Source organism: Gordonia westfalica, assembly GCF_900105725.1.
GTDB lineage: Bacteria > Actinomycetota > Actinomycetes > Mycobacteriales > Mycobacteriaceae > Gordonia > Gordonia westfalica.
Map to the genome: position 1 here is coordinate 79,128 of NZ_FNLM01000034.1, position 24,340 is coordinate 103,467.

General features: G+C 68.0%; 22 protein-coding genes and 1 riboswitch. Of the genes, 12 read left to right on the forward strand and 10 right to left on the reverse strand.

Annotation, left to right across the window (positions count from 1 at the left end):
* Positions 1-13 precede the first annotated feature (13 nt).
* Both BLU62_RS05640 and BLU62_RS05645 read left to right on the forward strand, forming a co-directional pair.
* Entirely contained in the window at positions 14-364 is a 351-nt protein-coding gene (locus BLU62_RS05640; protein ID WP_074848592.1) for a VOC family protein, read from the forward strand.
* Between the two features lie 38 nt (positions 365-402).
* Entirely contained in the window at positions 403-966 is a 564-nt protein-coding gene (locus BLU62_RS05645; protein WP_074848594.1) for a mismatch-specific DNA-glycosylase, read from the forward strand.
* A gap of 153 nt (positions 967-1,119) precedes the next feature.
* On the opposite strand, the gene BLU62_RS05650 is transcribed toward BLU62_RS05645, so the two are convergent.
* Genes BLU62_RS05650 through BLU62_RS05665 form a run of 4 tightly spaced genes read right to left on the reverse strand, consistent with a single transcriptional unit; the run spans position 1,120 to position 3,660 of the window.
* On the reverse strand, positions 1,120-1,416 hold the full coding sequence (locus BLU62_RS05650) for a DUF503 domain-containing protein (RefSeq protein ID WP_074848595.1): 297 nt from the start codon (positions 1,414-1,416) through the stop codon (positions 1,120-1,122).
* A 10-nt stretch (positions 1,417-1,426) separates the two neighbouring features.
* Positions 1,427-2,257 carry a polyphosphate kinase 2 gene (ppk2, locus tag BLU62_RS05655; RefSeq protein ID WP_074848598.1) on the reverse strand — a complete coding sequence of 277 codons (831 nt, stop codon included), beginning with the start codon at positions 2,255-2,257 and terminating at the stop codon, positions 1,427-1,429.
* Between the two features lie 27 nt (positions 2,258-2,284).
* Positions 2,285-3,268 carry a malate dehydrogenase gene (locus BLU62_RS05660; RefSeq protein WP_074848600.1) on the reverse strand — a complete coding sequence of 328 codons (984 nt, stop codon included), beginning with the start codon at positions 3,266-3,268 and terminating at the stop codon, positions 2,285-2,287.
* Positions 3,265-3,660: an META domain-containing protein gene (locus tag BLU62_RS05665; protein ID WP_074852709.1), complete on the reverse strand. Its 396-nt coding sequence runs from the start codon at positions 3,658-3,660 to the stop codon at positions 3,265-3,267. Before BLU62_RS05665 ends, BLU62_RS05660 begins: the two co-directional genes overlap by 4 nt.
* Positions 3,661-3,809: 149 nt before the next feature.
* Between BLU62_RS05665 and BLU62_RS05670 the strand changes: the two genes are divergently transcribed.
* The gene (locus tag BLU62_RS05670; protein WP_074848602.1) at positions 3,810-5,054 is read left to right on the forward strand and encodes a hypothetical protein; all 1,245 of its coding nucleotides are present in this window, start codon (positions 3,810-3,812) and stop codon (positions 5,052-5,054) included.
* Positions 5,055-5,081: 27 nt separating this feature from the next.
* Entirely contained in the window at positions 5,082-5,789 is a 708-nt protein-coding gene (locus BLU62_RS05675) for a nitroreductase family protein (protein WP_074848604.1), read from the forward strand.
* A 39-nt stretch (positions 5,790-5,828) separates the two neighbouring features.
* Here BLU62_RS05675 and BLU62_RS05680 read toward each other — a convergent pair whose 3' ends face one another.
* Positions 5,829-7,367, reverse strand: coding sequence for a hypothetical protein (locus tag BLU62_RS05680; RefSeq protein WP_074848606.1), 1,539 nt, complete (start codon positions 7,365-7,367; stop codon positions 5,829-5,831).
* 182 nt (positions 7,368-7,549) lie between these two features.
* Between BLU62_RS05680 and secA2 the strand changes: the two genes are divergently transcribed.
* From secA2 to gcvP, 8 genes are all read left to right on the forward strand, one after another.
* Positions 7,550-9,919 (forward strand): accessory Sec system translocase SecA2, encoded by a 2,370-nt coding sequence (gene secA2, locus BLU62_RS05685; RefSeq protein ID WP_074848608.1) that lies wholly within the window; start codon positions 7,550-7,552, stop codon positions 9,917-9,919.
* Positions 9,916-10,545, forward strand: coding sequence for a CDP-alcohol phosphatidyltransferase family protein (locus BLU62_RS05690; RefSeq protein WP_074848610.1), 630 nt, complete (start codon positions 9,916-9,918; stop codon positions 10,543-10,545). Before secA2 ends, BLU62_RS05690 begins: the two co-directional genes overlap by 4 nt.
* A gap of 20 nt (positions 10,546-10,565) precedes the next feature.
* A complete protein-coding gene (gcvH, locus tag BLU62_RS05695) occupies positions 10,566-10,970 on the forward strand; it encodes a glycine cleavage system protein GcvH (protein WP_074848613.1) in 405 nt (134 codons plus the stop codon).
* 353 nt (positions 10,971-11,323) lie between these two features.
* Positions 11,324-11,776 (forward strand): glycogen accumulation regulator GarA, encoded by a 453-nt coding sequence (gene garA / locus BLU62_RS05700; RefSeq protein ID WP_005199386.1) that lies wholly within the window; start codon positions 11,324-11,326, stop codon positions 11,774-11,776.
* A 5-nt stretch (positions 11,777-11,781) separates the two neighbouring features.
* Positions 11,782-12,504: a transcriptional regulator FtsR gene (gene ftsR / locus BLU62_RS05705; protein ID WP_445900728.1), complete on the forward strand. Its 723-nt coding sequence runs from the start codon at positions 11,782-11,784 to the stop codon at positions 12,502-12,504.
* 157 nt (positions 12,505-12,661) lie between these two features.
* Positions 12,662-13,174 carry a bifunctional nuclease family protein gene (locus BLU62_RS05710; RefSeq protein ID WP_074848615.1) on the forward strand — a complete coding sequence of 171 codons (513 nt, stop codon included), beginning with the start codon at positions 12,662-12,664 and terminating at the stop codon, positions 13,172-13,174.
* Positions 13,175-13,429: 255 nt separating this feature from the next.
* A complete protein-coding gene (locus tag BLU62_RS05715; RefSeq protein WP_074848617.1) occupies positions 13,430-14,071 on the forward strand; it encodes a MerR family transcriptional regulator in 642 nt (213 codons plus the stop codon).
* A gap of 99 nt (positions 14,072-14,170) precedes the next feature.
* Positions 14,171-14,269, forward strand: a riboswitch (glycine riboswitch).
* A gap of 173 nt (positions 14,270-14,442) precedes the next feature.
* Positions 14,443-17,313, forward strand: a complete 2,871-nt coding sequence (gcvP, locus tag BLU62_RS05720) for an aminomethyl-transferring glycine dehydrogenase (RefSeq protein ID WP_074848619.1) — start codon at positions 14,443-14,445, stop codon at positions 17,311-17,313.
* A 3-nt stretch (positions 17,314-17,316) separates the two neighbouring features.
* Here gcvP and BLU62_RS05725 read toward each other — a convergent pair whose 3' ends face one another.
* The 5 genes from BLU62_RS05725 to BLU62_RS05745 form a co-directional block, all read right to left on the reverse strand.
* A complete protein-coding gene (locus BLU62_RS05725; RefSeq protein WP_074848621.1) occupies positions 17,317-18,549 on the reverse strand; it encodes a substrate-binding domain-containing protein in 1,233 nt (410 codons plus the stop codon).
* Positions 18,550-18,683: 134 nt separating this feature from the next.
* Positions 18,684-20,876, reverse strand: coding sequence for a malate synthase G (locus BLU62_RS05730; RefSeq protein ID WP_074848623.1), 2,193 nt, complete (start codon positions 20,874-20,876; stop codon positions 18,684-18,686).
* A gap of 73 nt (positions 20,877-20,949) precedes the next feature.
* Positions 20,950-21,855, reverse strand: coding sequence for a 3-methyladenine DNA glycosylase (locus BLU62_RS05735; protein WP_074848625.1), 906 nt, complete (start codon positions 21,853-21,855; stop codon positions 20,950-20,952).
* Positions 21,852-22,925 carry a hemolysin family protein gene (locus BLU62_RS05740; protein WP_074848627.1) on the reverse strand — a complete coding sequence of 358 codons (1,074 nt, stop codon included), beginning with the start codon at positions 22,923-22,925 and terminating at the stop codon, positions 21,852-21,854. The genes BLU62_RS05735 and BLU62_RS05740 overlap by 4 nt, the downstream gene beginning before the upstream one ends.
* Positions 22,918-24,339, reverse strand: coding sequence for a hemolysin family protein (locus BLU62_RS05745; protein WP_074848629.1), 1,422 nt, complete (start codon positions 24,337-24,339; stop codon positions 22,918-22,920). Before BLU62_RS05745 ends, BLU62_RS05740 begins: the two co-directional genes overlap by 8 nt.
* Between the last annotated feature and the right edge of the window lies 1 nt (position 24,340).

Below are 24,340 nucleotides of genomic sequence, written 5' to 3' on the forward strand. Positions count from 1 at the left end.
ATACCTTGTCCGCATGAGTCTCACAGTGGGCATGATCACCGTCGACACCCTTGCGCCGATGCCGCTCGCGACCTGGTGGGCCGACGCCCTCGGCGGCCGGATCGTCCAGGAGAACGACGGCTTCTTCGTCGTCGTCGCCCTCGCCGAGGGTGCGCCGCTCCTGGCATTCCAGCAGGTCGACGACCCGACCCCGGGGAAGAACCGCATCCACCTCGACCTCACGACGGACGAGCGCGAAGCGGAGGTCGAACGGCTCATCGCCGCCGGCGCGACCAAGATCGCCGACCACGAGATGCCTGACTTCGCCTGGGTGACACTGGCCGACCCCGACGGCAACCAGTTCTGCGTCGCCGGTCAGCACTAGCCCCCGGAACGCCGAGGCCCGACGTCTAGCCTCGGGGGATGGGATTCACCAGGGCCGAGTTGCTCGAGTATCGGGACCGCACCGTCGCCGACCTCATCGGCGACGACTGTCGGTTGCTGTTCGTCGGCATCAACCCGGGATTGTGGACCGCCGCCACCGGTGCCCATTTCGCTCGGCCCGGCAATCGTTTCTATCCGGCGCTGGCCCGCGCCGGCATCGTCGATCGGGTGATCGACGCGTCGCAGGGCATGTCCGACGCCGACGCCGAACTGCTGACCGGGCGCGGGATCGGCATCACCAACGTCGTCGCCCGTGCCACTGCGACCGCCGCGGAACTCACCGTCGACGAGTTGCGCGACGGTGGTCGCCGGTTGCGGGAGCGCGTGCGCGAGATCGGTCCGCGGGTCGTGGCGGTCGCCGGGATCACCGCGTACCGCAGCGCCTTCGGGCGGCGCGACGCGGTGTCGGGCCGTCAGGAAGAGACCTGGGACGGGGCCCAGCTCTGGGTGGTTCCGAACCCCAGCGGACTCAACGCGCACGAGACCGTCGACTCGCTGGCTGCCGCGTACCGGGAGGCCGCGGTCGCGGCCGGCGTGGTCTGACCAGGCGTGGTCGAAAGCGCCCCTGGAAAGCGCACCTGGAAAGCGCACCTGGAAAGCGCCCTGTGCAGCGGGTCCGCCGACACAGTGTCGACGGGCAGCCTCTGGAGGGTCGGTTTCAGGGGCGGTTTGCGGCCGGACGGTGGGGGTCGGGACTCAGAGGTCTTCGGAGTAGATGATCCGGCGTCGCACCGAGAGCAGTTCCACCTCGGGATGGTCGGCGGCAGATCTCTCGACCGCGTCGAGCACGTCGACGACGTGGGTCCGGTCGGCCGCGACCACACTCGTTCCGATCACCGCGCGCCGATGCATGTCGAGGTGGCCGACCTCGGCCGCCGACACCGCGAATCGGCGACGGAGTTCGGCGACGATCGGCCGGACGACGGATCGTTTCTGCTTCAACGAGTGCACGTCACCGAGGCGATAGTCGAACTCCGCGAACCCGATCCACATCAGAATCCCATCAGTTGTCGGTGCGGATCAGCGTCGCCACGTGGTCTGGAACGTACTTGGACAGCGACCGCGGCGGCCGGTGATAGTTGCCCGTCTCGATCGGCTTCTTCGGCAACGTCACCTGCGGACGCGGTACCTCTCCGTAGTCGATGCTGTCGAGCAGGTGGGAGATCATGTTGAGCCGCGCGTGCTTCTTCACGTCGGATTCGACGACGTACCAAGGGCTCAGGGCAGTGTCGGTGTGCACCATCATCTCGTCCTTGGCGCGCGAGTAGTCCTCCCAGCGGTACACCGACTCGAGGTCCATCGGACTCAGCTTCCACTGCCGCACCGGATCTTTCATGCGTTGCCGGAACCGCTTGAGCTGTTCGTCGTCGGAGACGGAGAACCAGTACTTGCGCAGGATGATGCCGTCGTCGAGGAGCATCTGCTCGAAGATCGGTGTCTGCCGCAGGAATCGGGTGTGTTCCTCGGGCGTGCAGAACCCCATGACCTTCTCGACTCCGGCACGGTTGTACCAGGACCGGTCGAACAGCACGATCTCGCCGGGCGCCGGCAGATGCGCGACATAGCGCTGGTAGTACCACTGCCCACGTTCGCGATCCGTGGGTGCGGGGAGGGCGGCGACCCGCGCGATGCGAGGACTCAGGTACTGGGTGATGCGCTTGATGGTGCCGCCCTTGCCTGCGGCGTCGCGGCCCTCGAAGACCACCACGACGCGAGCACCGGTCGCGCGCACCCATTCCTGGAGTTTGACCAGCTCGGTCTGTAGCCGGAACAGCTCCGCCTCGTAGACCTTGTCGGAGACCTTCTGAGGTTTCTGCTTGTCCTTCTTGGGCATGGGAAGAGAGTACGGGCTGCGGGCCGATCAGGGGGTCAGAGCGGCATCGCGTTCGGCTTCGAGTTCGGCGACCGATGCGTCGATCCGTGCTCGGGAGAACTCGTTGATGTCGAGCCCCTCGACGATCTCCCATTCCCCGCCGACCGAGCGGACCGGGAACGAACAGACGATGCCCTCGGGCACGCCGTAGACGCCGGGCGACGGCAACGCGGTGGACGTCCAGTCATCGGCGGGGGTGCCGAGCACCCAGTCGTGGACGTGGTCGATGGTCGCGTTGGCCGCAGAGGCCGCCGAGGACGATCCGCGCGCCTCGATGATCGCGGTGCCGCGGCGGGCGACGGTCGGGATGAAATCGTCGACGAGCCAGTCGCGGTCGGCGGCGAGGTCGGCGCCGCTTCGGCCGCCTGCGCGTGCGTGGAAGATGTCGGGGTACTGCGTCGCGGAGTGATTGCCCCAGATGGTGACCCGGCTGATCTCGCCGACCTCGACCCCGGCGCGGTGGGAGAGCTGGGCGATCGCGCGGTTGTGGTCGAGGCGGGTGAGTGCGGTGAACCGCTGCGGGGGAACCTCGGGTGCGTGTGCCGCGGCCACCGCGGCGTTGGTGTTGGCGGGATTGCCCACCACGATCACCCGGATGTCCTCGTCGGCAACCTCGTTGATCACCGATCCCTGCGCGGCGAAGATGTCGGAGTTGGCGGCGAGCAGATCGGCGCGTTCCATGCCCTTGGAACGTGGGCGAGCGCCGATCAGCAGTGCGAAACCGGCACCGTCGAAGGCCTTGCGCGGGTCGTCGAAGACGTCGACGGACTTCAGCAGGCCGAAGGCGCCGTCGTCGAGTTCCATGGCGGTGCCCACGGCGGCGGGAACCGCCTGGGGCAACTCGAGGAGCCGGAGTGCGACGGGGCGGTCGTGACCGAGCATCGCGCCGGCGGCGATGCGGAACACACTGGCGTACCCGATGCTCCCGGCCGCACCCGTCACCGTGACGACGGCCGGCGCAGCGTGGCTCACGAGTACTTCTCCGTGAGCAGGACCTGCGTCCCAGCTCCTGACAGCACCAGCGCGTGACCCACCGAATACCAGGTGAGCGGCTCTCGGGTGAACGTGGCGATCCAGTCGTCGGCACCGGCGCGCGGACCGGGGCACGCCATCATCGTCGAGGCGAGGGAGCCGAGCCGCAGTACCGACCCGTCGACCTGCATCTCGCCGACGTGCCGGTTGCAACCGGCGAACAGCGAGATCCGATTGGCGGCCGGGAAGGTCACCTGAAGGGGGCCTCCGCCGGGAATCTGGGGACCGGTCACGGCTGTCGCCGAGTAGGACTTGCCGACGAACGGCGGCGCCGACGGTGCGGCGTGGCCTGATCCGGCGCCCGATATGCCGAGACCGGACACGAACAATATCGCGCTGACCAGCGCAACAGTGCGTAAGCTGATGCGATGTTCGCGGACAGGGCGATGTACGCGTGCCGTCTGACGGCGATCCCCGTGGCTCACGTTCATCACGGTAGCCGACCGGGTGGGGGATGCGATATGGCGTGGGGGAGCGAGACGTGATTCCGGTGACGTGCCGAACCGAATATCTGACGGGTCGCCATCACAATTCCGCGAGCGGCGCATGGATCGTGATGATGGTCGCGCTCGTCGCGCTTGTGGGGCTCAACGTCGCCGGTGTCGACGGACTCGTCGTCTCGGCGGTGGTAGCCGGGCTTCTCGCCGTCTCCCTGGCCGCGGCCGCATACGGCCGACTCGGTGATCGGGGAGCCGTACTGCTCACGGTCGACGACGACACGGTCTACTTCGGCGACGAGGACCGCACGCTGGTCTCGTACCCGCTGGCCGCACTGCGCTCGTTCGCGATCGGCGGGCCGGCCGACGACACCTCGCCGATGACCGGGCAGCGGGCGCAGCACCTCACCGTGTCCGGGCAGAAGTACCTCAAGCTGACCTTCGCACGTGACCAACCGCGCGTCGGCACACGGACCGACGAGGACCTCGATTCCGACTTCTGGCGGGTCGCGATCAGCGAGGGAGATCCGGCGGCCACCGCGGTCATCGATCGACTGCGGATGCATGCGCCGCAACGTGTTTCGGCGCTGAAGAGTTCGACGCTGAAGAGTTCGACGCAGAAGAGTTCGGTGCAGAAGCAGGCGGCGCCACAGCAGGAGGCGGGAGCCGGCCGGTGGGAGAAGGCGTCGGTGCCGCCGGACCGTGACCCCGCGGACGACGAGAACTCACCTGTCGATCTGCGCCGGCCACGTATCGCCGACGCCGGATCGGATGAGGCCGCCCAGCGCCTGTGGGAGGAAGCGACCCGCCGGCACGACGAGGTCCTGGGCGTCTACGGCACCTATGAACTCGACCCGGCGCTGCTGCTGAAGTATCCGGCGGTCACCGACGTGACCGTCGAACAGACCCAGACCTTCCACCTCGCGCTCGACGAGGCCACCGCACTGCGCACCGATGCCTATCCGGGCAACCGTGGCCGCGCCGACGCCTACCAGCAATCCGTGGCCGCCCTGCGGCGGGCGTGGATCGCGTGCGAGAAGCACGGACGACGGATCGGCGCCGGCTATCTCGAACCCGCGGACCAGGACGCCCTCGGAACCGCCCTCAAGCTGTACAACCACGCCGCGGCGAGCAGCACGGCCGCCGAGCAGGCCACCTACTACGGCCGCGTCCGCGACATCGTCACCACGATGACCGACCGCGGTGTCCTGCATCCGCCGGAGGCCGCGGTCGCCGAACTGCACGCCGTCACGCGGCGCGCACTGGAGGCCGGCACCCCGAACGCGTGACCCGTCGACAATCTTTCGGAAGGAATCATGATCGATCCGCCGATCTTCGACACGATGTCCACGATGCGCGCCATGCGCAGGCTCAAGCCGGACCCGGTGCCGGATGAGATCCTCACCGAATTGGTCCGGGCCGCGACCTGGGCGCCCAGCGGTGGAAACACGCAGGGGTACCACTTCGTCGTGGTGACCGACCGGGCTCGGATCGCTGAGCTCGCGCAACTCTGGAGTGCCGTCCACGACTTCTACGCCGCCTCCATGGCGCATGTCACGCCTCCGCTCACCACGGCCGAGAAGCACGCGAGAAACGTTGCCGCACTGAAGTTCCAGTGCGACCACTTCCACGAGACCCCGGCGGTGATCGTCGCCTGCTACGACAGCGGGGCCCTCGTCGATCAGGTGCGCGCCCATTTCGCGGACACTCTCACGGCCGCGAGGAGCGTGGGACCGCGCCGTGCCCTTCGAGTCGTGCGAAACGTTCGTCGCGCCCTGGAGATGACCGAGGCGGCGAGTGTCTATCCGGGAGTGGAGAACCTGCTGCTGGCGGCCCGTGCTACAGGCCTCGCTGCGGCGATGACCACGTGGCACCTGATGCTGGAACAGGAGTTCAAGGCGGTGCTGGGGATTCCGCGGCGGGTCAAGACGTTCGCGATCATCCCGATCGGTTGGCCGCGTGGCCGTTTCGGGCCGGTCACCCGGTATGACCCGGAGACAGTCATCCACCGTGACCGCTGGTGAGGCACAACCGGCGGGCGCACCACCCGGAGGTCGCGGAGATCAGTAGTGCCCGGCCTTGATGAACTGTCCGTCGAGGGTGTACATGCCCTTCGATGCGTCGACCCGTGCCATCTCGACGCGGATGGCGAGAGGCGGCTCGTCGGTGAACGGCGGGTCCGACACCTCGATGGCCACTGCGCCGCGGTCGTATTCGGGGATCGAACCGCGCTTCATCGCGTCGTCGCGCACCCGGTCGAACACTTGCGGTGAGACGGCGTCGAACGCGAAACCGTCTGGTCGGTATCTCCCCGTGTTGCCGCTGGCTTCCGGGAAGGTGCCGGGCGCGACCACGATCTGCCCGCTGCGTGTGGGCGTCGTGTACCGGAACAGGACACCCCCGCTGCTCTGGATGCTGCTGGCGCTGATGATCGGGGTGTTGTCGGCGATGCCGCGGATCACGAACTCGTCGAGGACGGGCGCGTCCGGTGGGAGATCGGCGACGCCCAGCGCGTCGCGGGCGACGCCGAAGGCGGCGTCGAAGTCCGCGGGGTCGAAGAACTGCGCGACGGTACCGTCGGTGCGCGCCTCGATCTCGACGTCGTGGATGAAAGTGTCTGCGGGATCGAAGGAACCGGTGAGGACGACCGGCTCGTTCGGCTCGGGGCGCTGTATCTCGAACCCGTTGAGCTCGGCGTCCGGCACGATCGGCGAGACCTCCGCCGACATCGACCCGGCGATGTCCCCGAGCGAACCGGGGTTGATCGTCGCGGCGTCGAAGGTCTTGTCCGCCCGGTCCATGGTGGGCATCGCCGATGCATTCGAACCGCCGTCCCAGACATTGATGTTCGTCGCGCGGCCGTTCGTGGGGTCGAACACGATGGCCTGGTCGGAACTCGAATCGAGGTTGTAGCTCAGGCGCAGCACATTTCGGGTGGAACCGGGTCCCAGGTGCTCGACGATCTCGTCGAGAAGTCGCTGATGGCGTGCGGCGAGCGTGACCTCCGCGTCGTCCGCGGGTGCGTCGACGACGGATCCGGACGACTGCAGCGACCGGACCGAGATCGTCCAGTTGTCCGCGACGCCGAACAGCAGGGCGCACGCGGTCACGAACGTCACCGCGGGGTAGATGACCGCCCACCGGCCGGGATGGTCGTCGAATTCCGGGGTGTCCGCCTGATCGCGGGGCGGCAGCTGATCGGGTGGCAGCGTCGTGAACGGGCTCGAGGCCAGCGCCTGGAAATGCCCCTTGGTCATCGACGTGATCCAGCGCGCCTCGTACGCGGTGTCATTCGGCGGGTTGATCGTCGCGGTGACCATCGTGGGTTGCAGATCGTCGGAGCCGAGGCTGCTGCGGGTGAGGGCCCCGACCTCGATCTGCGGCGCGTCCCGGGTCACACCGCGACGGAACTCGGGCAGTTCGGACACGCGCGAGGCCCGCGGGCTGATCGCGACACCCAGGAAGACCAGCGGGATCCCGATGAACAGTGCGACCCACCAGGCGTTGAACGCGCCGAGGCCGACGCCGGTCGCCACCACCAACCCGGCGAGAACGGCCCGGACGAGACGCAGGCGTGTTCTGCTCGAGAAGGTCGCGCTCATCGGCCGTCCTGGTGTCGAGGGAGCAAGGTGCGAGATGGGTGAGGGGCGAAACGGGTGGCCTGATCATAATGTCGCCGACCCCGCTCTACCAGGGGCCGCGTACCGTTGTTGCTGACCTGACGGCCCGGAGCGGCGCGACGGGTCGGGTAGTTGGCCGGTAAACGATCAGGAGAAGTGTTTCGGTGGGAAAGCTGACCAACAGCATGTGGCGACTTCTGGGCGCCCAGTCGACTCGTAACCAGTCGAAGTCGCTGAGTGTGATCAAGGAGGCTGACGCCCACACCGATTGGGCAGCCGAACTCGACGACGACGCTTTCGTCGGCGAGGCCGAGAAGCTCGACATCGGGGCCGATGCGGGCGACCGGGCCAAGTTCCTGGCGCTGGTCCGCGAGGCCGCGGACCGCTCGATCGGACTGCGTCCGTTCGACGTCCAGCTGCAGGGCGCGCTGCGCCTCCTCGAGGGCGACATCGTCGAGATGGCCACCGGTGAGGGCAAGACGCTCGCCGGCGCGATCGCCGCGGTCGGACATGTGCTCGAAGGGCATCAGGTCCATGTGATCTCGGTCAACGACTATCTCGCCACCCGCGATGCGGAGTGGATGAAGCCGCTCTTCGACGTCTTCGGCATTGCCGTGCATGCCATCTCGGAGAACTCCAGCCGCGAGGAGCGTCGACGCGCCTACGCCGGCGACGTCACCTACGGATCGGTCAACGAGATCGGTTTCGACGTTCTCCGCGACCAGTTGGCCCAGTCGGAGGCCGACCTCGTCTCGCCCAAGCCCGACGTCGCGATCATCGACGAGGCCGACTCGGTCCTCGTCGACGAGGCGCTCGTTCCGCTGGTGCTGGCCGGCTCGACCGAGACCGAGGTGCCCGACCAGGCCATCCACGATGTCGTCTCGCGCATGAAGAAGAAGCACTACGAGGTCGACGCCGAGGGTCGCAACGTGACGCTCACCGACGAGGGTGCGGCCTTCGTCGAGGAGGAGCTCGGCGGGATCGACCTCTACAGCGAGGAGCACGTCGGCTCCACTCTCGTACACGTGAGCATCGCGATGCACGCGCACTACCTGCTCGAGCGCGACATCCACTACATCGTGCGCGACGGCGGGGTCCACCTGATCAACGCCTCGCGTGGTCGGGTGGCGCAGCTGCAGCGCTGGCCGGACGGCGTCCAGGCGGCCGTCGAACTCAAGGAAGGTCTCGCCCAGACCGACTCCGGCGAGGTCATCGACACCATCACCGTGCAGGCGCTCATCGGTCGCTACCCCAAGGTGTGCGGCATGACCGGTACCGCGCTGGCCGCCGGTGAGCAGTTCCGCCAGTTCTACGAGCTGCGGGTGTCACAGATCCCGCCGAACACCGAGAACATCCGGACCGACCTGCCCGACCGCGTCTACGACACCAAGGCCAACAAGGTCGAGGCGATCGTGGCCTACGTCAAGGAGATCCACGAGACCGGTCAACCGGTCCTCATCGGCACCCACGACGTCGCCGAGTCCGAGGAGCTGGCGTACTTCCTCGAGAAGGCCGGTGTGTCCTCGGTTGTGCTCAACGCCAAGAACGACGCGCAGGAGGCCAAGATCATCGCCGAGGCCGGCGCACGTGACGCGGTGACGGTCTCCACCCAGATGGCCGGCCGTGGTACCGACATCCGTCTCGGCGGCTCGGCCGACGACTCCGCCGCCCGCGACGAGGTCGTCGAACTCGGCGGTCTGTGCGTGGTCGGTACCGGACGACACGACACCGAACGCCTCGACAGCCAGTTGCGCGGTCGCGCGGGCCGTCAGGGCGACCCGGGCACGTCGGTCTTCTTCTCCAGTCTCGAGGATCCGGTCGTCACCAAGAACCTTGCCTTCAAGCGTGATCCGGTGTCGCCCAACGACGACGGCTCGATGGGCAGCAAGGGCATCGATCTCATCGAACAGGCCCAGCGGATCGCCGAAGGCGTACGCCTGGAGTTGCATGCCAACACCTGGCGCTACAACAAGCTGGTGAACCAGCAGCGCGACATCATCGTCGACCGTCGGATGAAGATCCTGACCACCGACGCCGCGCTCGAGGAGCTCGCCGAACTCGAACCCGGGCGATACGCCGAACTGACGGGGGAGAAGACGGATTCGACCCAGGCGGCTTCGACGGAGGCGGACGAATCGGCGAAGCCCGACACCCCGGTCGAGACCGTGCCGCGCGACGTGCTCGTGCAGGCGGCCCGGGAGATCGTGCTCTACCACCTCGACCGGGCCTGGGCCGACCACCTGGCGTTCGTCTCCGACGTACGGGCCAGCATCCACCTGCGCTCGCTGGGCAAGGAGAGTCCGCTCGACGAGTTCCACCGGATGATCCTGGCCGAGTTCGCCGATCTGCCCGGGGGAGCGCTGGAGAAGGCGCGGGAGACGTTCCGGGAGGCCGTCATCACCGCCGACGGCGTCGACCTCGGATCCGCAGATCTGCACCGCTCGACGACGACGTGGACCTACATGGTGCACGACAACCTCTTCGCCTCCGGCGGTGCGAAAACACTCCAGGGCATCATCGGGATCTTCCGGTGACCGAGCCGGAGGCGGCCTCGGCGCCGGCTCCGGACCGGATCGTGACGGTGCCGAACGCGCTCAGCGTGCTGCGGCTCGTCCTCATCCCGGTCTTCGTGTGGCTCCTGCTCGTCGAGAAGGCCGACGGGTGGGCGTTCGCGGTCCTGATGTTCTCGGGATTCTCCGACTGGGCCGACGGGAAGCTGGCGCGACTCCTCGACCAGTCGTCACGGATCGGGGCGCTGCTGGACCCGGCGGCCGATCGGTTGTACATCGTGATCATCCCGCTGGCGTTCGGGGTGCGTGAGTTCCTGCCGTGGTGGCTCATCGGCGTCATCATCGGCCGGGATGTGCTGTTGTTCGCCACGGCGCCTCTGCTGCGCTCACGGGGTGTGCTCGCCCTGCCGGTGCTCTACATCGGCAAGGCCGCGACCTTCGCGCTGATGAGTGCGTTCCCGTGGCTGCTTGCCGGACAACTCGATTCGGTGGTGGGCGACTTCGCCTACCCGATCGGGTGGGCGTTCATGATCTGGGGCGTGGGGCTCTACCTGTGGTCCTTCGTCCTGTACTGGTATCAGACGATCCTGGTGATGCGACTCATGCCGCCGCGCCGTCAGGTCGAACCCTCGCCAGACAGTAGAGTCTGACGGGAACGAAAGGGGCTCTTGTGACCGACAGCAAAGTGCCAGACACCCTGCGCTACACCGCAGAGCACGAATGGATCGAGAAGATCGGCCCGGAGACCGTACGGGTGGGCATCACGGATTTCGCGCAGGATGCGCTCGGTGACGTGGTGTTCGTGCAGCTCCCCGACGCCGGGGCAGAGGTGACCGTCGGTGAGTCCTTCGCCGAGGTGGAATCGACCAAGAGTGTCTCCGACATCTTCGGACCGCTCGCCGGGACCGTCAGCGCGGTCAACGACGCGTTGGACGCATCGCCGGAACTGGTCAATTCGGACCCCTACGGTGAGGGCTGGCTGGTGGAGATCCAGGCCGCCGACGAGGCGACGCTCGACGAGCAACTGGGAGATGTACTCGACGCCGCGGGTTACCGCGCCGTCATCGAGGGATAGGACTTCCCGCCGATACGCTCCGGTGGCTCTGATCGACCCGGCTGATCGCCTCGGTGACGATATGATCGTCGGTGCCGGAGTCGACTCGCTCGCCGGTGCGGTCTACATGACCGGGTACGGTTACGGCAGTGGGAATGAGGCGTGACGTGACAGGCGAACTTCACGATCACGCACCGAGATCTACCCGTCCGCACATGTCATGTAGATTCAACCGGCCAACGTGGCGAGAGCCGACTCCGAGCCGACGCGAGACCGCGTTCGGAACCGGAGACGTGGACGGCCGGGCAGTGCGGTTGGCCGAACAGTGCGGTGGGCACTGACAGTGCGATTGCACTGACGACGACGAAGGAGAAGTGGTGAGCGAAAACGACAGGGACTTCGAGGCGCCGGTGGAGACCACCTCGGTGTTCCGGGAGGAGTTCATCAATGAGCTCGATGCCGGAACCAGCACCTCGAGTGAGCCGGCCGAGACGGGAGTCGAGCGACTCGCTCCCGGGACCGCGCTGCTTGTCGTGAAGCGGGGACCCAACGCGGGATCGCGGTTCCTCCTCGACCAGCCGACGACCTCCGCGGGCCGGCACCCCGACAGCGACATCTTCCTCGACGATGTGACGGTCAGCCGTCGTCACGCTGAATTCCGACTCGGCGACAACGAGTTTCAGGTCGTCGACGTGGGCAGCCTCAACGGCACCTACGTCAACCGGGAGCCCGTCGACACCGCATCGCTGAGCAATGGCGACGAAGTCCAGATCGGCAAGTTCCGTCTGGTCTTCCTGAGCGGCCCGCGCGACGAAGCAGACGCCTGAGAGTCGTGACGGCGTCCACGGCCTCCCGCGGCGAGGGATCGATGTCGATCGGCACGGTCCTCGCCCAGTTGCGTGATGATTTTCCCGACATCACGATCTCGAAGATCCGATTCCTGGAATCGGAGGGTCTGGTGACCCCGGAACGGGCGCCGTCCGGCTATCGGCGGTTCAGCGAAGCCGACTGCGAACGGTTGCGCTTCGTGTTGACCGCCCAGCGGGACCGCTACCTCCCGCTGAAGGTCATCAAGGAACAGCTCGATGCGATCGACAACGGCGACGGCGGCTTCGGTCACGGCGGGACGCGGGCGCTGTCCACGGCTCGCGGCACCGTGGCCCCCGCAACCGATTTCGGTGCGCGTGCCGGTCGCGTGTCCCGCGAGTCGCTGATCGAACGCACCGGCGTCGACTCGGCGTTCGTGACCGAACTGCAGCGCAACGGACTGCTGACCCCGGGGCCGGCCGGCTTCTTCGACGAAGACGCCGTCCGCCTCGTGGAGGCGGCCGCCGCGCTCGCCAGTTACGGCCTCGAGACACGCCATCTGCGTGCTTTCAAGGTGTCCGCGGACCGGGAGGCCGGCCTGGTCGCCCAGATCGCCAGCCCCATCGCCAAGGGCAAGGGGACCGGTGCGCGTGACCGTGCCGAAGAACTCGTCCGCGAGATCGCTGCGCTGTCGGTGACCCTGCACACTCAGTTGGTCAAGGCCGCGGTCCGCGACGTCCTCGACTGACCGCTCTTCGACCGGCGGCTCGAGCTCTCCCAAGGCGTCCTCGCCGAGCTCGAGTCTTCGTCTCGCCCAGCAGCGAGTCGACCGCCGTGTATCGCCCGAGCGGTGTAGCGTCGAGGTCATCAATCGATCGCCCTACGAGGCGTCTGGGAGGTGCGAGATGAGCGAGATGCGTGTGGTGGGCATCAGGGTCGAGCCCCCGCAGAGTCAGCCCGTGCTCCTGCTCCGTGAGGTCGACGGCGAGCGGTACCTGCCGATCTGGATCGGGCAGAGCGAGGCGGCGTCGATCGCCTTGCGTCAGAAGGGGATCGAGCCTCCGCGCCCGCTCACCCACGATCTGATCGTCAATCTCATCCGTGAGTTCGGTCAGACACTCCTCGAGGTGCGCATCGTCGACATGCAGGAAGGCACCTTCTACGCCGAGATGATCTTCTCCGGCGATCTCCGCGTGTCCGCGCGGCCGTCGGATTCCATCGCCGTCGCCATGCGCGCGGAGGTGCCGATCATCGCCGACGAAGAGGTTCTCGCCGAGGCGGGTCTGCTGATCCCCGAGGAAGAGCCCGAGGACGCCACCGCCGAACCGGTCGACGAGGTCAAAGAGGACGAGGTCGAGAAGTTCAAGGAGTTCCTCGACAACGTCTCGCCCGACGACTTCAAGGCCAGCGGCGCCTGAGGCGTGGTCGGTCACGGAATGGCAACCGCGAGGTCACCATTTGTCTCAATCTCAACTTGAGGTTGAGCCTCATGGCGCGTCGCGTTGATCCGGCCCCTCCCGGGGCATAGCGTCATCCTCGACATCGCGCACCACTCACGGGCCGATGAAGATGTGATCGGCTGACCCGAGCAGGGCCTGGACCGCGTACTGTGGACGTGGATGTCAGGCATGTGATGCAGGCATCCGGTCCGAGCTTTGCGAGGGAGACATCAAGTGGGCGATCGTCCGGTCGACAGTGAAGTGACGTCGAGCGACCCGTCACAGGACAGTGCTGTGGCCGATCGTCCCGCGGGCCCCACCCAGGGCAGCCTCGAGGAGATCGCACCGGGCCTCTTCCCGGACGACACTGTGCCCGACGAACTCGTCGGCTACCGCGTGCCGAGCGCATGCCAGATCGCCGGGATCACCTACCGCCAGCTCGACTACTGGGCCCGCACATCGCTGGTCGTGCCGTCGATCCGTGGCGCCGCCGGTTCGGGCAGCCAGCGGCTGTACTCGTTCAAGGACATCCTCGTCCTCAAGATCGTCAAGCGACTGCTCGACACCGGCATCTCGCTGCAGAACATCCGCGTCGCCGTCGACCATCTCCGCAAGCGTGGCGTCGAGGACCTGGCGAAGATCACGCTGTTCTCCGACGGCACCACCGTCTACGAATGCACCTCCGCCGAAGAGGTCGTCGACCTCCTCCAGGGCGGACAGGGGGTCTTCGGCATCGCGGTCAGCGGCGCGATGCGTGAACTGACCGGAACCATCGCCGACTTTCCCGGCGAACGTGCCGACGGGGGCGTGAGCGAGACGGCGCCCGAGGACGAGCTCGCCGCGCGCCGTAAGAGCCGCACCCGCCGCACCGGCTAGGACCGAACCACTCCCGACTCTCCGCCACGTGATCCTCACGACTCTCGCGATGTCGTCTGGACCATCGCGGCGTCGAGATGCGTAGACTGGTGCGCGCGTCGCTACGCCACGGGAGAGCGTCACCGAGCAGTCGAGGTGACCGCCGAAGGAGCAATACCTCTCCGTCAAACTCTCAGGCACCCGGACCGTGGTGGTGACGGCGTCTCTGGAAAGTGACGATCCGTCGTCCGCCCACGGTGAAAGGTCGTCACGCAACGCCGCGTGGCACCGAATCTCTCAGGCGTCCTCCCGGCCTCCGGCCTCCGGACATGACAGAGGGGAGGGCGAGACTGCCGGCACCGCGCCGGCGCCTGCGAGAGGTTGCCCTCACCATGCCCGCACCCGACACGTCGTCAGCGCCAGTCACCTTCGTGGACCGCCACGTCGGCCCCGACCCCGACGAGACGCAGCGCATGCTCTCGGTGATCGGTGTGTCGTCGCTCGACGAACTGGCCCATCGCGTCATCCCCGCGGTCATCGCGGACGAACTCGACTCGAACGTGCTCGGCGCACTGCCCGAGCCGCAGGGTGAGAGCGAGATTCTCGCCGAGCTCGGCGGGCTCGCCGCACAGAACACCGTGGCCCGTTCGATGATCGGCCTCGGCTACTACGGCACCCACACTCCCGGTGTCATCCTCCGCAACGTCCTGGAGAACCCGGCCTGGTACACGGCGTACACGCCCTATCAGCCGGAGATCAGCCAGGGACGCCTCGAGGCACTGCTGAACTTCCAGACCATGGTCGCCGACCTCACCGGTATGGAGGTCGCCAATGCGTCGATGCTCGACGAGGCCACCGCGGCCGCGGAGGCGATGACGCTGCTGCGTCGCGCCGGTAAGTCGAAGTCGCCGCGCGTCGTCGTCGACGCCGACCTCTTCCCGCAGACCCGCGCGGTCATCGAAACCCGTGCCGAACCGCTCGGCATCGAGGTCGTCGAGGCGTCGCTGCATCCGGAGCTGCCGTACCGGGGTCTGCCCGAGGGCGACTTCTTCGGCGTCATCATGCAGGTTCCCGGCGCATCGGGCCGCATCGTCGACGCCGCGCCGATCATCGCCTCGGCTCACGAGCGCGGCGCACTGGTGGCGGTCGGCGGCGACCTCCTCGCGCTGACGCTCATCACCCCGCCCGGGGAGCAGGGAGCCGACGCCTGCTTCGGCACCACACAGCGTTTCGGCGTCCCCATGGGCTTCGGCGGTCCGCACGCCGGCTATCTCGCGGTCGGCTCGAAGCACGCCCGCCAGCTGCCGGGCCGCCTGGTCGGCATCTCGAAGGACGCCGACGGCAACCTCGCCTACCGCCTCGCCCTGCAGACCCGCGAGCAGCACATCCGGCGTGAGAAGGCCACCAGCAACATCTGCACCGCTCAGGTCCTGCTGGCCGTGATGGCCGCGATGTACGCGTCGTACCACGGGCCGGAAGGGCTGCGCGCCATCGCGCGACGCACCCACGACGCCGCGGCTCGCCTGGCGAATTCGCTGGCGGCGGGCGGGTTCTCGGTCGCGCACGCCTCGTTCTTCGACACCGTCGAGGTCCACGCCACCGGACAGGCCGACGCCATCGTCGCCCACGCGCGTCGCGAGGGCATCAACCTGCGCCGCGTCGACGCCGACACCGTCTCGATCGCCTGCGACGAGACCACCACCGACGCCGATGTCGAGGGTGTGTTGCGGGCGTTCGGTGCCGCCGGCGTGCTGCCGCTCGACTTCGCGCAGGCGATCGAGAACCGGACCAGCGAGTACCTGACCCATCCGGCGTTCAACCGGTATCGCACCGAGACGGCGATGCTCCGCTACCTGCGCGCGCTGTCGGACAAGGACATCGCCCTCGACCGCAGCATGATCCCGCTCGGTTCGTGCACGATGAAGCTCAACGCGACCACTGAGATGGAACCCATCACCTGGCCCGGTTTCGCCGGACTCCATCCGTTCGCGCCGGTCGAGGACACCGTCGGCATCCGCGAGATGATCTCCACACTGGAGGGCTGGCTGGTTGCGGTGACCGGCTACGACCGCGTGAGTCTGCAGCCGAATGCGGGCTCGCAGGGAGAGTTCGCCGGGCTGCTCGCGATCCGCGGCTATCACCGCAGCCGGGGCGACCTGGACCGTGACGTCTGTCTGATCCCGTCGAGCGCCCACGGCACCAACGCTGCGTCGGCGGTCATGGCGGGCATGCGCGTCGTCGTGGTCGGCTGCCGGGAGAACGGCGACGTCGATCTCGAGGACCTGCGGGCGAAGATCGCCGCCAACGAGGGCCTGATCGCGGCGATCATGATCACCTATCCGTCCACGCACGGAGTGTTCGAACACGACATCCGGGACGTCTGCGGCGCGGTCCACGACGCCGGCGGACAGGTCTACGTCGACGGCGCCAACCTCAACGCGTTGGTGGGCGTGGCACGCCCGGGCCACTTCGGTGGCGACGTCAGCCACCTGAACCTGCACAAGACCTTCTGCATCCCGCACGGTGGTGGCGGTCCGGGCGTCGGCCCGGTGGCGGTGCGTGAGCACCTCGCCCCGTTCCTGCCCGGACACCCGCTCGCCGACGAACTGCCGGGCACCGCGACCATCTCGGCGGCACCGTACGGGTCGGCGACGATTTTGCCCATCACCTACGCCTACATCGCCATGATGGGTGCGGCCGGCCTGCGCCGCGCGACCCTGACGGCCATCACCGCCGCGAACTACGTCGCCAAGCGACTCGGCGACCACTACCCGGTGCTCTACACCGGTGAGGGCGGCTTCGTCGCCCATGAGTGCATCCTCGACCTGCGCGGGATCACCAAGGACACCGGTGTCACGGTCGACGACGTGGCGAAGCGCTTGGCCGACTACGGATTCCACGCGCCGACCATGAGTTTCCCGGTGGCCGGCACGCTCATGGTCGAGCCGACCGAGAGCGAGAACCTCGACGAGATCGACGCGTTCTGCGATGCCATGATCGCCATCCGCGAGGAGATCGACCGGGTGGGCAGCGGTGAGTGGCCGGTCGACGACAACCCGTTGCGCGGCGCTCCGCACACCGCCGAGGCGCTGGTGGGCGAGTGGGACCACCCGTACTCGCGGGAGGCCGCGGTCTACCCGCAGGGGCTCCCGTCGGCGGGCGCGCGGGCCAAGGTGTGGCCCTCGGTGCGTCGCATCGACGGCGTCTACGGCGACCGCAACCTGGTGTGCAGCTGCGCCCCGATCGAGGCCTACAGCAGCTGAGCGCTAACCGCCCGCGGTTCCCGACGGTGCCGGCGAGACAGCAGAGCTCGCCGGCACGCTCGTCGGGCCGTAGACGACGCGATTGATCGCGACGACCGCGCCGTTCTCCGGCGTGGGCATCGGATCCGGGGTGCGCGGGAAGGTGACCGTGGCGGTGGGAGCCGGCATCGGGGCGTCGCCGCGGAATCCGAGCTCGGTGAGCAGCTTCAACTGTTCGGGCTGCGACGCGTAGGCGATGAACTCCGCCACCGCATCGGCGGCCACGTCGGTGACCTCCGGTCCGGATAGTCGGATGATCGGGTAGTCCGCGATCGGCGTCGGCCCGCCGGGGATCAGTTCGGCGAGGCGCGCCGGAGCGTCGGTCCTGGTCATCTGGAACAGCCGCTGCTCGGTGATCGGCACGGCGTGTATCCCGGCCTTCGCCGGGTCCGAGGCGTTGGCGATCGCGGTGGCCGCGCCCTGCGGGGTGCCGTCGGGGGAGAGGGGTGCGCCGTCGAGCATCGCCCGCACGCTCGACGTCACGCGCGGCGACTCCGCGTCGGCGGTGGTCAGCGGGCCGGTCGTGCGGGTCACGCGGGTCGCGACGGCCTGCGCCGCCAGTGCGCTGGCATCGGACTGGGCGCCGATCGGCATCGACATGCGCAGCGAGCCCCATCCCTGCAGGCCGAACTCGGTCAGCGAGCCGTCACGTCGTTGCAGGGTCGGGATCTGCGACCAGTCGAGCTCGTCCCCGGCGGCCCGGGCGAGCTCCGGCGACACGGCGAGGACGACCGGCGTCGAGACGAGCGAACGGGTGTTGCCCTCGACCACGTCGGGTTTCGCCGACGACAGGTCGGCCGACCACACGGAGGACTGGGGGACCCAGGCGGCCGGGTAGGCGCCCATCGAGTCGGCTTCCCAGGTGCCGGTCAGGCCGTCGAGGGTGATCTTCGCGTCGCCGGGACGGACGGCGACGGTGATGCAGTGGTCGCGGACGACCGGCTTGGTGTCGGCGAACGAGGTCGCGATGGCGGCGAGCCCGGTCGCGATGTCGGGGTCGGCGACGATCGGCACCGACGTGGCGCCCTCGACGCACTGGGCGGCGGCGTCGTCGGCCTGCCTGGTGATGCGGTCACCGAGGTCCTGCCAGGCGACGACGACGGCGGCGACGAGCAGGATCGACAGCAGGGCGAATACGACACCTCGGCTGACGCCACGGTTGCGGATGCTCTCGCCGCGGTTCCGATGATGTGCCAACCCGATGCCCTCCCTGCTCTGTGCGCGCTGTCACCCGGGCTCCACCCGCTCTACGTGCAGCGCAGGGTACGACGATACGCCGTGCCGGTCCACCGGGGACCGGCACGGTCGTATCAGTGCGTTGTGGCTGTGGGTCAGCCGGCCGCGTTGGCGGCCTTGTACTCACGGCGACGGCGATGCAGGATCGGCTCGGTGTAGCCGCTGGGCTGCGTCGTTCCCTCGAGGATCAGCTCCTTGGCCGCCTGGAAGGCGATGTTGGAGTCGAAGTCGGGGGCCATCGGACGGTAGGCCTTGTCGCCGGCGTTCTGGCGGTCGACCACCGGGGCCATCCGCTCGAGCGAGGCGACGACGTCGGCCTCGCCGACGATGCCGTGGCGCAGCCAGTTGGCCAGCAGCTGGCTGGAGATGCGCAGTGTGGCACGGTCTTCCATCAGGGCGACATCGTGGATGTCGGGCACCTTCGAGCAGCCGACGCCGGCGTCGATCCAGCGGACCACGTAGCCCAGGATCGACTGGCAGTTGTTGTCGAGCTCCTGCTGCTTCTCCTCGTCCGACCAGTCGGTCTTCGGCGCCAGCGGCACGGTGAGGATGTCGTCGACCGAGGCCGGATCGCGCTTGGCGATCTCGTCCTGACGCTCGAAGACGTCGACCTGGTGGTAGTGCAGCGCGTGCAGGGTCGCAGCGGTCGGCGACGGCACCCATGCGGTGGTGGCGCCGGCCTTGGGATGACCGATCTTCTGCTCGAGCATGTCGGCCATCAGATCGGGCATGGCCCACATGCCCTTACCGATCTGGGCCTTGTGCTGCAGACCTGCGTGCAGGCCGGTGTCGACGTTGAAGTCCTCGTACGCCGCGATCCACTTCTGCTGCTTCATCTCGGCCTTGCGGACCATCGCGCCGGCCTCCATGGAGGTGTGGATCTCGTCGCCGGTGCGGTCGAGGAAGCCGGTGTTGATGAACACCACGCGCTCCGAGGCGGCCTTGATGCAGGCCTTGAGGTTGACCGTGGTGCGTCGTTCCTCGTCCATGATGCCGACCTTGAGCGTGTTGGCGGGCAGGCCGAGGACCTGCTCGACGCGGCCGAACAGCTCGACGGTGAAGGCGACCTCGTCGGGCCCGTGCATCTTCGGCTTCACGATGTAGACCGACCCGGTCCGCGAGTTCTGCAGTCCCTCGCTGCTCAGACCGTGGATGCCGATGAGCGAGGTGACCAGGCCGTCGAGGATCCCCTCGGGGACCTCGTTGCCCTCGGCGTCGAGGATCGCGTCGTTGGTCATCAGGTGGCCGACGTTGCGCACGAACAGCAGCGACCGTCCGTGGAGGTCGAAACCGCTGCCGTCGGGAGCGGTGTACTCGCGGTTGCCGTTGAGCACCCGGGTGAAGGTCTTGCCACCCTTGGAGACCTCTTCGGCGAGATCGCCCTTGTTCAGGCCCAGCCAGTTGCGGTAGCCGGTGACCTTGTCCTCGGCGTCGACCGCGGCGACCGAGTCCTCGAAGTCCATGATCGTGGTGATCGCGGACTCGACGACGACGTCCTTGATGCCGGCCGGGTCGGTGGAACCGATCGGCGAGGACGGGTCGATCTCGATGTCGAGGTGAAGGCCGTTGTTGCGCAGCAGGACCGAGGTCGGCGACCCGGCTTCGCCGCGGTAGCCGACGAATGCGGCCGGGTCGGCCAGCGTCGAGGTGCCACCACCGTCGAGGGTCACCTGCAGGGCACCGTCCACGACGGCGAAGGACCGCACGTCGGTGTAGCTGCACTGCTCGAGCGGAACGGCCTTGTCCAGGAAGTCCTTCGCGTAGGCGATGACCTTGTCACCGCGGACCTTGTTGTACGACGAACCCTTCTCGGCGCCGTCGGTCTCCGGGATCGCGTCGGTGCCGTAGAGGGCGTCGTAGAGCGATCCCCAGCGGGCGTTGGAGGCGTTCAGCGCGAAGCGGGCGTTGAGGACGGGCACGACCAGCTGCGGGCCGGCGGTCTCGGCGATCTCGCGGTCCACGTTGCCGGTGGTGATCTGGAAATCGGCGGGCACCTCGGTGAGGTAGCCGATGTCGGTCAGGAAGGCCTTGTAGGCGTCGAAGTCGGCCGAGCCGGGGGTCAGGTCGGCACCCTTGTGGTCGCGGTGCCAGGCGTCGATCTTGGTCTGCAGATCGTCGCGGACGGCGAGCAGCTCGCGGTTGCGCGGGGCGAGATCGGCGATCACCGATGCCGCACCCGACCAGAAGGCGTCGGCCTCTACACCGGTGCCGGGCAACGCCTCGTTGTTGATGAAGTCGTACAGGACGGAAGCGACCTGCAACCCGTTGACGGTGATCCGATCCGACATGATTGCCTTTCTCGAGCCAATAAGACGCACCTATGCTACTAGCCGGTAATGCTGAACCGTACAGGCGTCCTGTTTAGGCGTGGCGCGCTGTCTCGGCCAGGTGCGTACAACGTCGTAACAGCTCCGCGCGCAGTTGTGTTCCGGCGTCGGCTATCGCCGATTGTTCCCGGACGTACTCGGCCCGGCCGGCCGGTGTCTCGATCGGGACCGGCTCGTATCCGAGGTGACGCAGATCGTAGGGGCTCGCCCGCATGTCGAGGTCGCGGGCGCGTAAGGCGAGCTCGAAGCAGTCGACCGTCAGACCTGCGGGCAGCAGGGGCGACAGGGTGAAACAGTGGCGGTAGAGATCCATCGTCGCGTGCAGGCATCCGGGCTGTTCGTGGTCGATCTGCGAAGCACGGCTCAGCTCGGTCTCGTTCCGCGGCCTGGCCGGTTCGGTGAAGAAGCGGAACGCGTCGAAATGGGTGCAGCGCAACGGCATCTGCTCGACGACGCGGTCGGTCCCCGCGCTGCCCAGCCGTAGCGGGACGTCGTGCCGGGTCTCATCGGTGCGATAGACCATCGCCCACTCGTGGAGGCCGAAGCAGCCCAGCCTGGCCGGGCGCGCGGCAGTCGCGCCGAGGAGGTCCACCGTCGCGGTCAACGCGTCGAGGCGGCGTCGCACGTAGTCGGCGCCGACGAGCACGCCGGACCCGTCGCGTTCGTACCCGCGTAGCGGCAGGAACTCGTCGGCGTCCTCGAGGACCACGCCGAACCCCGGATGCCAGCGCAGCACGTGCGACGGTCGCGACGAGTAGTACGTGAACAGGAAGTCGATGACGGGGTGTTTGGCGCCCTTCCTCCGGGCGGCGAGATAGGGCCCGATGAGCATGTCGACACGACGTCGATGATCGTCGCGGCGGGCGCGCCACTCGGGGCCCGTCATCCGCTTGTCGTTCGACACCGTGCGCCGGTCCGGATGCGCGGTCATGGCGGTCATACCCGGTGGGTCTCGTCCCGGACGTTGCCGACGAACTCTTCGACCAGGTCGGCGAGTGGCACGATGCCGATGGTGCGGCCGTTGTCGTCGACGACGGCGCCCAGATGCGCACTCGTACGACGCAGCACCGTGGTCGCCTCATCGAGCGGGGTGTTCGACGCGATGACCGGCAGCGGCCGGATCTTGTCGACACCGATGATGGTGTCCGGACCGATGTGCTCGTCGAGGATCTCGTCGAGGACGTCCTTCAGGTGCAGGTAACCGGTGAAGGTGCCGTCCGGTCCGCGAACGGGGAAGCGGGAGAAACCGGTGTCGCTGACGGCCTTCTCGACGGCGCCGAGGGTCGGTCCGATCCCGCCGGAGGCGGACACCTGGACGCTGACGCTGCGCATCTGCTCGAGGGGGATCATCACCTCGGCGACCGTGCGGCCGATGGACTGCAGGGCCCGGGTGAGTCGCTCGTGCTCCTCGGCGTCGATCAGTCCCTCCTGCTTGGACTCGCCGAGCATCTGGGCCAGTTCGCCCAGCGACACGGTGGACTCGAGTTCGTCCTTCGGTTCGACGCGCATCAGTCGCAGCGAGATGTTGGCGGTCCAGTTGTAGAAGGATATCAGCGGACGCACCAGGCGGATGAACATCAGATGCACCGGTACCAGCAGCATGGCCGCCGATTCGGGTCCGGCGAGTGCGATGTTCTTCGGCACCATCTCACCGAGCAGGATGTGCAGCACGACCACCAGGGACAACGCGATGGCGAATGAGATCGGGTGCAGCAGCGCGTGCGGCACGTGGGCGAGTTCCAGCGGCTTCTCGATGAGGTGCGCGACTGCCGGCTCGCCGACGCGACCGAGCAGGATCGAGCAGATCGTGATGCCCAGCTGGGCCCCGGCCAGCATCAGCGACAGGTTCTCGCCGGCCCGGATGACGGTCCGTGCGCGCGTCTTCCCGCTCTCGGCCAACGCCTCGAGACGGTCGCGGCGGGCCGAGATGAGGGAGAACTCGGCGCCGACGAAGAAAGCGTTGCCGGCCAGCAGCGCAAAGGCCAGCACAACTGCCCAGAGGTCACCCATCGGACACCTCCGGATCTCGCGCTTCTCCGGTCAGCGGTTCGTCCGCCGGGGCCGGGCGCAGCGCGACGACGTCGACACGCCGGCCGTCCATCTGTGCGACGGTGGCCCGCCAGGTGATGTCGTCGCCGGCCTCGGGCATCTCGGGGGAGTCGTCGTCGCCGTCGCCGACGGGGGAGCGGCGTGGCAGGTCGACGACGTCGTCGACGGCGGGGATGCGTCCGAGGCAGTACATGATCAGGCCGCCGAGGGTGTCGTACGGGCCGTCGGGCGCGTGATAGCCGGTGGCGTCGTAGAGCTCGTCGATCCGGAGCAGCCCCGCGCACAGGTAACCGTTTCCGTCGATCGCGACATCGGCGCGTTCGTAGTCGTGCTCGTCGGTGACGTCCCCGAGGATCTCCTCGATGAGGTCCTCGGTGGTGACGATCCCGGCGGTGCCGCCGTATTCGTCGATGACGACGCACAGCTCCATGCCGTCGGCGCGGATGCGTTTCATCAGGGCGTCGCCGTCCAGGCTGGCGGGCACTCGCGGCACGTTGCGCGCGATCGACGTGATCCGGGTGGTGGCCTGGCGTTCGGGCGGGACGGTGAAGGCCTGCTTGATGTGGACCACGCCCACCAGGTCGTCGAGGTCTCCGTCGACGACGACCGGGAAGCGCGAGTGGCCGGTGCGCGACGACGCCATCACCAGGTCGCGGACGGTGTCGTCGCGTTCGAGGGTGTCGATGGTGACGCGCGGGGTCATCAGGTCCTCGGCGGTCAGTTCACCGAAGCGCAGCGACCGGTCCACGAGGGTCGCGGTCTGCTCGTCGAGCGCACCGCGCCGGGCCGAGTTGCGGACCAGGGACACGAGTTCCTGCGGCGACCGGGCCGAGGCGAGTTCGTCGGTGGGTTCGATGCCGAATCGCCGGACGATCCAGTTGGCGGTGCCGTTGAGTCCGTTGATCGCCCAGCGGAAGACCGCGGAGAAAGCCGTCATCGGACCCGACGTCGCGCGGGCGACGGCCAGGGACTTCGCGATCGCGAGGTTCTTCGGGATCAGCTCGCCCAGGACCATCGACAGCGACGTGGCGATCACGAGGGCGAGGATCAGGGATGTCGCCGAGGCCACCGACTCGCTCACGCCGGCCGCCGCCAGCGGCGGCTTGATGATGCGGGCGAGGACGGGTTCGGCGATGTAGCCGGTGATGAGTGTGGTGATGGTGATACCGAGCTGGGCACCCGACAGCTGGAACGACAGCGTCGAGTGCGCACGCTGCACGAGGCGTGCGCGACGGTCTCCGCGCTGGGCGACATCGGCGGAGATCGTGGACCGTTCGAGCGCGGTCAGCGAGAACTCGGCCGCGACGAAGAGCGCGGTTCCCAGCGTGAGGGCGATGAACCCGACCAGGCTCGCGACGAGAAGAAGGATCTCCACG